7 protein-coding genes, 7 tRNA genes and 2 rRNA genes are annotated in these 10,714 nt (G+C 51.6%); all 16 read right to left on the bottom strand.

Annotated features, from left to right (window positions below):
- Positions 1-426: 426 nt before the first annotated feature.
- On the bottom strand, positions 427-2,229 hold the full coding sequence (glmS, locus tag ETC02_RS15425) for a glutamine--fructose-6-phosphate transaminase (isomerizing) (protein WP_063211628.1): 1,803 nt from the start codon (positions 2,227-2,229) through the stop codon (positions 427-429).
- A 524-nt stretch (positions 2,230-2,753) separates the two neighbouring features.
- The gene (glmM, locus tag ETC02_RS15420; RefSeq protein ID WP_060788811.1) at positions 2,754-4,103 is read right to left on the bottom strand and encodes a phosphoglucosamine mutase; all 1,350 of its coding nucleotides are present in this window, start codon (positions 4,101-4,103) and stop codon (positions 2,754-2,756) included.
- A gap of 28 nt (positions 4,104-4,131) precedes the next feature.
- The gene (locus ETC02_RS15415; RefSeq protein ID WP_063211629.1) at positions 4,132-5,370 is read right to left on the bottom strand and encodes a CdaR family protein; all 1,239 of its coding nucleotides are present in this window, start codon (positions 5,368-5,370) and stop codon (positions 4,132-4,134) included.
- Positions 5,363-6,184, bottom strand: coding sequence for a diadenylate cyclase CdaA (gene cdaA, locus ETC02_RS15410; protein ID WP_033011740.1), 822 nt, complete (start codon positions 6,182-6,184; stop codon positions 5,363-5,365). Before cdaA ends, ETC02_RS15415 begins: the two co-directional genes overlap by 8 nt.
- A gap of 72 nt (positions 6,185-6,256) precedes the next feature.
- Positions 6,257-6,868 (bottom strand): anti-sigma-W factor RsiW, encoded by a 612-nt coding sequence (gene rsiW / locus ETC02_RS15405; RefSeq protein ID WP_063211631.1) that lies wholly within the window; start codon positions 6,866-6,868, stop codon positions 6,257-6,259.
- Between the two features lie 14 nt (positions 6,869-6,882).
- A complete protein-coding gene (sigW, locus tag ETC02_RS15400; protein WP_063211633.1) occupies positions 6,883-7,446 on the bottom strand; it encodes an RNA polymerase sigma factor SigW in 564 nt (187 codons plus the stop codon).
- A gap of 188 nt (positions 7,447-7,634) precedes the next feature.
- Complete coding sequence (gene rocF, locus ETC02_RS15395) at positions 7,635-8,534, bottom strand: arginase (protein WP_063211635.1); 900 nt, start codon at positions 8,532-8,534, stop codon at positions 7,635-7,637.
- A 140-nt stretch (positions 8,535-8,674) separates the two neighbouring features.
- Positions 8,675-8,747, bottom strand: a tRNA-Ala gene (locus ETC02_RS15390).
- 5 nt (positions 8,748-8,752) lie between these two features.
- Positions 8,753-8,824, bottom strand: a tRNA-Gly gene (locus ETC02_RS15385).
- A 4-nt stretch (positions 8,825-8,828) separates the two neighbouring features.
- Positions 8,829-8,904 (bottom strand) — tRNA-Lys (locus ETC02_RS15380).
- A 724-nt stretch (positions 8,905-9,628) separates the two neighbouring features.
- Positions 9,629-9,703 (bottom strand) — tRNA-Gln (locus ETC02_RS15375).
- Between the two features lie 107 nt (positions 9,704-9,810).
- Positions 9,811-9,882: transfer RNA gene (locus ETC02_RS15370), tRNA-Glu, on the bottom strand.
- A gap of 9 nt (positions 9,883-9,891) precedes the next feature.
- Positions 9,892-9,967: transfer RNA gene (locus tag ETC02_RS15365), tRNA-Thr, on the bottom strand.
- A gap of 7 nt (positions 9,968-9,974) precedes the next feature.
- A tRNA-Asn gene (locus ETC02_RS15360) sits at positions 9,975-10,049 on the bottom strand.
- Between the two features lie 169 nt (positions 10,050-10,218).
- Positions 10,219-10,335 (bottom strand): 5S ribosomal RNA (gene rrf / locus ETC02_RS15355).
- Between the two features lie 246 nt (positions 10,336-10,581).
- Positions 10,582-10,714 (bottom strand): 23S ribosomal RNA (locus tag ETC02_RS15350); the annotation flags it as partial.

The following is a 10,714-nucleotide window of genomic DNA, read 5'->3' as shown; positions in this document are numbered from 1 at the left end:
AAGATCAAGCTGATGAAACGTCGGGGATACGGATACAGAAATATCCAGCGTTTTGCATTGCGGGTTCGGCTAGAAACAGCTAACATACTTTCATGACAGGTGCAAGTACAACTTTTGGTGATGAACCTTAAAATATCCTGCTTTTTTTAGTGATTCTATCTGATCGAAAATAAAAAAGTGCTGGCATAAACCTATGCCAACACCTTTTCCCAGTTACCATTATTATTTTCTAGTTACCAACTTTATTTTTCAGTATGCGACTTTATTTTCCGCAGATAATAGAAAAAACAAAAGCCTGCTGGATTCACCAACAGGCTTTCAGTTCCCGACTTTTTTGTTCGGTACCTAACTTTTTTGTCCGGTTCCCGACTTTTTTGTCAAGTACCCGACTTTTTTGTCATTCAACATTTCCGACCAATGAACCGCTTACTCCACCGTCACGCTCTTCGCCAAGTTGCGCGGTTTGTCGACGTCGCAGCCGCGGTGCAAGGCGGCATAGTATGCGATCAGCTGCAACGGCACGACGGACACAAGCGGCGTAAGATCCGGATGGACAGCCGGGATGATGAAGCGGTCGCCGTCGCCTTCCAGGCCGCGCATCGAGATGACGCACGGGTTCGCGCCGCGGGCGACGACTTCTTTTACATTGCCGCGAATGCTTAAGTTGACGTGCTCCTGAGTGGCAAGCGCAATCACCGGCGTGCCGTTCTCAATCAAGGCGATCGTGCCGTGTTTCAGCTCGCCGCCGGCGAACCCTTCCGCTTGAATGTACGAGATCTCCTTCAGCTTCAGCGCGCCTTCTAGGCAGACATAGTAGTCAACGGCGCGGCCGATGAAGAAGCAGTTGCGCGTCAGCGTCAAGTAGTCGCTTGCGATTTTCTCCATTTCTTCTTTCGCATCGCACAGCATTTCCATCACATTGGCGACGATGGCAAGCTCTTTCGTCAAGTCAAAGTCCAGCTCAAAGCCTTTCGCTTTCGCCGCGGCCGCCGCCAAAATTGCCAACACGGCAATTTGCGCCGTATAGGCTTTTGTCGAGGCAACGGCGATTTCCGGGCCGGCGTGCAACAGGAGCGTATAATCGGCTTCCCGCGACAGCGTCGAACCTGGGACGTTCGTGATCGTAATCGCTTTATGGCCGAGTTTGTTCGTTTGCACGAGCACGGCGCGGCTGTCGGCCGTTTCGCCGCTTTGCGAGATAAAGATGAAGAGCGGCTTTTCCGACAACAGCGGCATGTTGTACGAAAATTCGCTGGCGATATGCACTTCGACTGGTATTTTCGCCCACGATTCGATCAACTGCTTGCCGACGAGACCTGCGTGGTAGCTCGTTCCGCACGCGACAATGTACAGGCGGTCGGCGTTCAGCACTTCGTTGATGATCGCTTGGTCAATCGTCAATCCGCCGTTTTCGTCTTGGTATTTTTGAATGATGCGGCGGATGACGAACGGCTGCTCGTCAATTTCTTTCAACATGTAATGCGGATACGTCCCTTTTTCAATGTCGCTCGCATCGAGCTCAGCCGTAAACGGCTTCCGTTCGACTGTTTCACCGTTTAGCGTTTGAATCGTGACGTTCTCGCTCGTGACGATGACGAGCTCCCCATCCATCAGTTCGACGAATTGATTCGTCACTTGGAGCATCGCCATCGCGTCGCTCGCCACGACGTTAAATCCATCACCCAAGCCGACGAGAAGCGGGCTTTTGTTTTTCGCCGCATAGATGGTGTTTTCGTCTTGTGCATCGATCATGGCGATGGCGTACGATCCTTTTAGCAGCGAGAGCGTTTTTCGGAACGCTTCTTCCGTTGCCAGTCCGTCGTTGACGAACTTCTCCACGAGCTGAACGATCACTTCCGTGTCCGTGTCGCTTTGGAATGTGACATCGGCCAAGTAGTCGCGCTTGACCATTTCATAGTTCTCAATGACGCCGTTATGCACGAGCGTAAAACGGCCTGAAGCGCTTTGATGCGGGTGGGCGTTCACTCGGCTTGGCGCCCCGTGTGTCGCCCAGCGTGTATGGCCAATGCCGACCGTCGCGTTGACGTTCGGGTCGACGATGCGGCGCAAATCAGCAATCCGTCCTTTTTCCTTAAACACATGCACGCCGCTTTCGTTCAACACAGCGATCCCCGCCGAATCGTAGCCGCGATACTCGAGTTTTTCCAATCCGCGCAATAAAATTTCCTTCACATCTTGATAACCGATATAGCCAACAATGCCGCACATGGCAAATGTTCCTCCTTTTCATCTTGGAGGCTGCCGCTAATGAGATCCTTCCATGTTCAGTTGTCAAAGAACAACGGGGCCTCACCGTCAATGCGGCAGACTCCCCTTTCGATTTGCGCGATGACATCCTCCCCTTTGTGCAAAGGGTCGCCCCTTTGTTTTAAGAGAGGACTTGCGGCTGTCATCGCTCCAGCCGGGAGGCATCCGCCGAAAACCTCGATAAACCTCCTCCTCGTCAACTAAGCGGTCTTCCGTCCAACGCTTAGTCCAGGCGCTTTTGTCTCGTCAAAACCGATGCAACAACCAACCACCTTTTTGCTTTGTTGGCCATGCCCACGGTTGCGGCAAGCCATCACTTCACCATGTTCCGCTCTTCGCCCTTCCATCGCCTCCTTTCAAGAAAAAGGCAACAACGTTAATATTACAGGACATTCCCAGCGGCGTCAACTATTTATATAAATACCCTATGCATAAACGAAAGGGAACGTTCCGTTTATGCATAGGGTGGTTGTCCAGACGGTCGATTATTCCGTCCCCATTTCACGGCGGACGACATCCGCGATCCGCTCCACGTAGGCGCGGCACGCTTCTTCGGTCGGGGCCTCCGCCATAATGCGCACAAGCGGCTCAGTCCCCGATGGGCGGACAAGAACGCGGCCATTGCCGTTCATCTCTGCTTCCACTTCGGCGATCACGTTTTTCACTTGCTCATTTTCCATCACTTTTTCTTTCTCTTTCACCCGGACGTTCACTAAGAGCTGCGGGTATTTTTTCATTTCCCCCGCCAATTCGGAAAGCGGCTTGCCTTTGATTTTCATGATGTTGACAAGCTGGAGCGCCGTCAACATTCCGTCCCCCGTCGTGTTGTAGTCAAGGAAGATGATGTGTCCGGACTGCTCGCCGCCGAGATTATAGCCGTTCTTCTTCATTTCCTCGACGACATAGCGGTCGCCAACGGCCGTTTGTACACTTTTGATTCCCTGCGCCTCAAGCGCTTTGTAAAACCCGAGGTTGCTCATGACGGTTGAGACGACGGTTTGGTGCTTGAGGCGGCCGGTTTCTTTTAAATATTTGGCGCAAATGTACATAATTTGGTCGCCATCGACGATGTTGCCGTTCTCATCGACAGCAATGAGACGGTCGCCGTCGCCGTCAAAGGCGAGCCCGACATCCGCTCCTTTTTCTTTGACAAATGCGGCGAGCGCTTCCGGATGGGTGGACCCGACCCCTTCGTTAATGTTGAGCCCATTGGGCGACGCCCCCATCGTCACGACATCCGCATCCAAATCGGCAAATAAGTACGTCGCCAGCGATGACGTCGCCCCGTGCGCGCAGTCGAGGGCGATTTTCATCCCAGAAAAATCTTCTTCATCAATCGTTTGTTTTAAATACTGCAAGTACTTTTGTCCGCCTTCAAAATAGTCGTTTACTTGCCCAAGCCCAGCCCCGATCGGCCGCGGCAGCATATCCTCCGCGCTGTCGATCAACGCCTCAATTTCCGCTTCCTGCTCATCCGACAGCTTGAACCCGTCCGGACCGAAAAATTTAATGCCGTTATCTTGCACCGGGTTGTGGGAGGCGGAAATCATAATGCCGGCCTGCGCTCCAAGCGCCTTCGTCAAATAGGCGACGCCCGGGGTGGAAATGACGCCAAGGCGCATCACTTCCGCCCCGATCGACAAAAGCCCGGCGACCAGGGCGCCTTCCAACATATGGCCGGAAATGCGGGTGTCGCGCCCGATCAGTACTTTCGGGCGCTCAGCGCTTTTGGTCAGCACGTATCCGCCGCAGCGGCCGATTTGAAACGCCAACTCTGGCGTCAATTCACGATTTGCGACTCCACGTACACCATCAGTGCCAAAATATTTGCCCATTCGGTCACTCTCTCCTTACTTGTACAATTTATTGTGCAACTGCTTTTTCGCTAATGTGAACCATCGCCGTTTCTGATGACGGCTGCCATTGGACTTGTTCAGGGTGGTTCCATTGAATGGGAACTTGATGTTCGCCGGTGTCAAGTCCACCGACATCGACATACAAACGAATATCGTCTTTTGTCAACCCGCGGACGACATCGGGCGGACCGACAAGGCGGATCGTAATTTTGCCTTCAAGCGGTTTGACAAATTCAGCTTTGTATGAATCCGGCAAGCCGACGACAGCGATCGGCACGTCTTTCCACGTTTGCGTGACGTCTTTTTCCACATCAATATGGACCTTGATTTTGTCTGGGTTGACGCTTTTTGCGCCATCAGGGAGCGGAGCGTCAAGTTCTACCGTCGCATCATCCGTAATATCGTCCAAATCAACGGTCAATCCTTCCAGCTTGTCAATATGGTTCAACACTTCCTTCGGTCCATAAATCGTCACTCGATCCGGCTCCGGCGTGATGCTGACAAGATGCACACCATCCGGCAACTCCCCAGTTGTTCGCACTTGAACCGGCACCGTCTTGCTCGGGCTTTTCACCGGAACGGTCACTTCAACGGTCGATGGCTGCAGCTCGACATTCATTTCATTGCCGTGCCGGTCATACACCCGAACCCGTGCTTCCCTCGTCAACGTTTCCGTCGCTCCCTCCAAGTCGACGATCGCTTTGACAAACGAAATCTCGTCAATCAGCTCTCTCGCTCCGGTAATCGTCACAGCGCCCGGCTTTACGGTCGGCTCTCCGACAGAGTAGCCGTCAGGCATTTTGTTTCGATTGAAAAATTCGACGCCGACCGAAAAGCGTTTCGATACTTTTTCACGGATCGTCACTTTCACTGAAGCCGGCTGGATATTCACCTTCAGCTTTTCCGAGATGTCCTTGTATTTGATCGGCACCGTGTATGTTCCTAACGGCAAATCGGTTAAATCGACGTACACCTCGAAATTTCGCTGCAAAGCCGTTGGTTTGACGATGCTTGCCGGGCCTTGGAGCGTGACGTTCACATATTTCGGCACGCCGGACACAACCAAGTTTTCTTCATCATAATAAGCGACAACCGGGATGTCGACTAACGTTTCCGTATCCTCCTGGCCAAACGTATTGCGCGTTTCCCCTGTTTTCGCCCCGACATTGGCCGACATATACAGCATAATCGCCAGCAATAAAGAGACGACACGAATAAACCAAGGATGGTCCATCAACTTATCCATGTTTCTTCCCCCTCCACTGCCAACGGGAAGAAGCGGACGCCTTCGTCGCAGGAGCAAGTTCCCCCGTTAACAGCTCCCGAAACTCATCGATCGTTAAATCACGGTACAGCTCGCCGTTTTTCGTCAACGATACTGCTCCTGTCTCTTCCGACACGACAACGGTGACGCTGTCCGTCACTTCGCTGATGCCGAGCGCCGCCCGATGGCGCGTCCCGAGTTCCTTTGAAATGAACGGACTCTCCGATAGCGGCAAATAACAAGCGGCCGCAGCGATTTGATTTTTTTGAATAATCACCGCTCCGTCATGAAGCGGGGTGTTCGGAATGAAAATATTAATGAGCAGCTCCGGCGATACATGTGCGTTAAGCGTAATCCCCGTTTCCACATAATCACCCATTCCGGTTTCCCGCTCGATCGAAATGAGCGCCCCGATGCGCCGCTTCGCCATATACTCCGTGGCTTTGACGATGGCTTCCACCATCTGCAGCCGTTCCTCGTCTTCATTGACTGTGCTGCGTGTAAACAGCCGTCCACGGCCAAGCTGCTCGAGGGCGCGCCGCAATTCCGGCTGAAAAATAATGATGATCGCGAGAAATCCCCAAATGATCGCCTGATCCATCAGCCATTGCAGCGTCGTCAATCCGAGGTAATTGCTCACAAAGCGGACTAGAATAATTAAAAAAATGCCTTTTAACAACTGAATGGCCTTCGTCCCGCGAATCATCATAATCAATTTATAAATGACGTACCAAACAACAAGAATATCGACCACTTTCAACAAATACGACACGATGGGGAGCTCTTCGAAGGACATCTTCACACTTCCTTTATCTCTAATTCCAACCTTCCGATGGTCATGGAAAAAGCCATCGGACGATGGCTGCCATCATTCAAGGGATTGGAGCGCATGGTGAACCCTCTCTTTAATATTATACCAAATCCATTCAAACACTTGATTAATTTCTTCTACTTCCCCGGTTACTTGTCCAGCAGACGCCATATATTTGTTCCCGTGGATCACCGTCACATCCCCATCGACCGTTCCTTCAATCCGAATCGATCCATTGCGAACTGTAATATCCCCTTTAACCGTTTGCCCTTCCGGCACGATCACTGTATGATCGCGGATGATGACATGTTCATCAGCCGAAACGGAAAATGCTCCTCTTTCATTCCATGAGGAGGCAAAACTGCCGACTGTGAGCAGACAAAACAGGGAAGCAGCCGTCAGTATGGGATGCGCATGCAGCCAACGGCGCAGCCGCGCAGCCTTTTTCTCTTTCGGCATGGCTCCCATCACGGTTGCCGTGAACGAGGACGGCACTGTAATATGAGAGGCGCATTGCAGAAAAGCGATCGTTTTGTTTAGTTCATAAAAATGGGCAGCACAAGCGGCGCATGACCGCAAATGTTCTTTCAACTGCCGTTCCTCGTCCGGATGAATGTCGCCGTCAAAGTAGCTATGCATCAGCGATACGATTTCCTTCGGACATTCCATCGTTTCTCACCCTCTTATAGATGGCCAAGTTGTCTGCGCAGCGCTTCGCGGCCGCGATGCAGCCGCGTTTTCACCGTGCCGACCGGCAACCCTAAAATCTCGCTGATTTCTTGCAACGACAGATCCTCAATATACTTCAGCACGATCACGCTCCGGTATTTTTCCGGCAGCTGATCAATCGCCCGTTGAACCGTCTCCTGCAGTTCCAAGCTTTCGACCGCCTCTTCAGGGGACGCTTCGCGTGAAGGAAGCTGCGCCTGCATCGTCAATCCGTCCGTACCGTTTAGTTCTTCATCCAAATACACATCAGGCTTCCGTTTCCGCAGCTTATCGATCGTTAAATTCGTCGCAATCCGGTACAGCCATGTGGAAAATTTCATTTCCGGGTTGTACGTATCAATATGGACATAAGCGCGGATGAACGCCTCTTGTGCCGCATCTTCCGCCTCGTGCCGGTTGCCGAGCATTCGATAACAAAGGCGGTAAATTTTATCTTTATACAAGTCGACAAGATCAGCGTACGCATTTTGGTCGCCTTTTCGGATCGCCTTAATTCGTTTTTTAATGAACAAATCCATACAATCCAATACCCCCGCCCTTACGGCTTACCGTGTATTACGGCACTCCACCGGGAAAAGTTTCACACAACATATCTATTGTACCATAGAACGAAAAAAAGAAGGGGGGCAAACCTAATATGGCGTTCCCCCTTCCACCATTGCCTTCAACAACAACGATTCGCTGCTTCCGCTGTCGGACCAGCGTGCTAAATCAGCTTCTCTCCAAACAATGAACCCATCAGCCCCACAGCAACCGAGGCGGTCTTGTTCCGTTCATCCAAAATGGGGTTCACCTCGACAAATTCGGCAGAAGTGATGATTTGCGCTTCCGCCAACATTTCCATCGCCAAATGGCTTTCCCGGTACGTCAGCCCACCGATCACCGGCGTCCCAACCCCCGGCGCATCGCTCGGATCAAGCGCATCCAAGTCAAGCGACAAATGGACGCCATCCGTTCGCTCTTTCAAATACGCGATCGTCTCTTCCATCACTTTCGTCATCCCAAGGCGGTCAACCTCATGCATCGTATAGATTTTGATTCCTTTTTCGCGAATAAACTTCTTCTCCCCTTCATCAAGGGAACGGACGCCGATCAACACGACATGTTCCGGCTTGATTTTGGGGCTGTATCCGCCGATTTGCGTCAGCGCCGGATGGCCAAACCCGAGGCTCGCCGCCAGCGGCATGCCATGAATGTTTCCAGAGGGCGACGTCTCCTCCGTATTGACATCACCGTGCGCATCATACCAAATAACCCCAAGCCGCTCATAATGTTTCGCCACCCCGGCGAGCGTGCCAATGGCGATGCTATGGTCGCCGCCCAGCACAAGTGGGAAGCGCCCCCGCTGAACGACTTGGTCAACCGCCGCCGCGAGTTTCTCATTCGCCTCCGCAACCGCTTTCAAATTGCGCAACCGTGAATCTCCTTGCTCGTGCAACCGCTCTGCTTTCCCAATTGGAATATCTCCCAAATCTTCAATATCGTAATGAAGACGTTCCAGACGTTCGATGACGCCTGCATAACGCATTGCGCTCGGCCCCATGTCGACGCCGCGGCGTGTCTGCCCTAAATCCATCGGAACCCCGATAATTGAAATTGGCTTCATGCTGTCTCCCACTCCTTTCGTTACGTCTTTATTGTAGAGGAAAGAAAGGGGATGACTCAACTTGACAAAATTTTGAATATTTATACCCATATAACAAAAAAGAGCAGACTGCTCGTGGTTGTCAAGCAGTCTGCTCTTGATGGAGCCTATCGGGATCGAACCGATGACCTCCTGCGTGCAAAGCAGGCGCTCTCCCAGCTGAGCTAAGGCCCCGCCCAAGCGGAAGACGGGACTCGAACCCGCGACCCCCACCTTGGCAAGGTGGTGTTCTACCACTGAACTACTTCCGCGCTATGGTGAGCCATGGAGGACTCGAACCTCCGACCCTCTGATTAAAAGTCAGATGCTCTACCTACTGAGCTAATGGCTCATGAGTTGGATAACACCCTAGGATAGTGATGTCCCTTCCTCTGCTAGCGTATTCGAAGATGCGCGATGCGTCGGGACAACTCGTAGCAAACTCGATGATGTAACGCTCGTTGCTCTACCTACTGAGCTAATGGCTCATGGTTAAGATAACACTCTAAGCTTCATTTCACTCTACCTGCCCCTTCCTCTACAAGCTTATTCGAAGAAGTCAAGTGCGTCGGGGCAACTCGTAGCAAACTCGAAGATGCAACGCTCGTTGCTCTACCTACTGAGCTAATGGCTCATGAGTTGGATAACACTCTAAGCTTCATTTCACTCTACCTGCCCCTTCCTCTACAAGCTTATTCGAAGAAGTCAAGTGCGTCGGGGCAACTCGAAGCAAATTCGAAGATGCAACGCTCGTTACTGAGCTAATGGCTCATGGGTTCAATAACACTCCGAGACAACGATGTCCCTTCCTCTACTAGCATATTCGAAGATGTCAGATGCGTCGGGACAACTCGAAGCCAACTCGATGATGTAACGCTCGTTGCTCTACCTACTGAGCTAATGGCTCATGGTTAGAATAACACTCTAAGCTTCATTTCACTCTACCTGCCCCTTCCTCTACAAGCTTATTCGAAGAAGTCAAGTGCGTCGGGGCAACTCGAAGCAAATTCGAAGATGCAACGCTCGTTGCTGAACTAATGACCCATAGCATGTAAATTTTATGTACAAAAAAATAATGGCTGGGCTAGCTGGATTCGAACCAGCGCATCACGGAGTCAAAGTCCGTTGCCTTACCGCTTGGCTATAGCCCAACGCTGTGAAACGATTCGATATCCAGTAATTATTATGTCACTGTTGCAATGTGGCTATACATTTTCAAATCAACCGCCCTTCGAAGGGCGGTTGATTTGAACGAAAGTGACCCGTACGGGATTCGAACCCGTGTTACCGCCGTGAAAGGGCGGTGTCTTAACCACTTGACCAACGGGCCAGTGAGAAATGGAGCTTCCAACCGGGCTCGAACCGGTGACCTCTTCCTTACCATGGAAGTGCTCTACCTACTGAGCTATGGAAGCATAAAAATGGCTCCGCAAGTAGGATTCGAACCTACGACCTACCGGTTAACAGCCGGTTGCTCTACCGCTGAGCTATTGCGGAATGATGAATAAACTATATGTCATGCACATCTTCTCAATGTGCTTGTTGCCTCTTCCTCTGCCAGCCAATTCATAAGGAGTCAGATACATCGGGACAACTCAAAGTAAATTCAAAGTAAATTCAACGATGCTAAAGCTCGTCGCTGAGCTATTGCGAAGTGAATAATATTGCCTAGCAGCGACCTACTCTTGCAGGGGCGCTGGCCCCAACTACCATCGGCGCTGGAGGGCTTAACTTCCGTGTTCGGGATGGGAACGGGTGTTTCCCCTCCGCTATCACCACTAGGCAATGGATGATCAATTTGCTTTAGACAATAATTATTATATCCACCCTGCTTTATTTGTCAACAGGAAGTTCATTCCTTCAAAACTAGATAACCGTTTCAGGAAGAAGCCGGGGCGCTTTCACTTTTCATTGTCTAGCTCCGGCTCGCTGCCGCTCGGGGTCAAATAACCTTCCCCCTCGGGGTGCTAGCACCCCTGCGGGTGAAGAACATTTGCCCGTCGCGGCGAACCGCTCGCCTCCGCTTTTCTAGGTTAAGCCCTCGATCGATTAGTATCCGTCAGCTCCACGTGTCGCCACGCTTCCACCTCGGACCTATCGACCTCGTCATCTTCGAGGGATCTTACCCGCCTGACGCGGTGGGAAATCTCATCTTGAGGGGG

This window comes from Geobacillus sp. DSP4a (genome assembly GCF_013096875.1).
Classification (GTDB): domain Bacteria; phylum Bacillota; class Bacilli; order Bacillales; family Anoxybacillaceae; genus Geobacillus; species Geobacillus thermophilus.
Note: the sequence above shows the minus strand (reverse complement) of the source record. Positions and strands in the feature narration are given on the sequence as shown.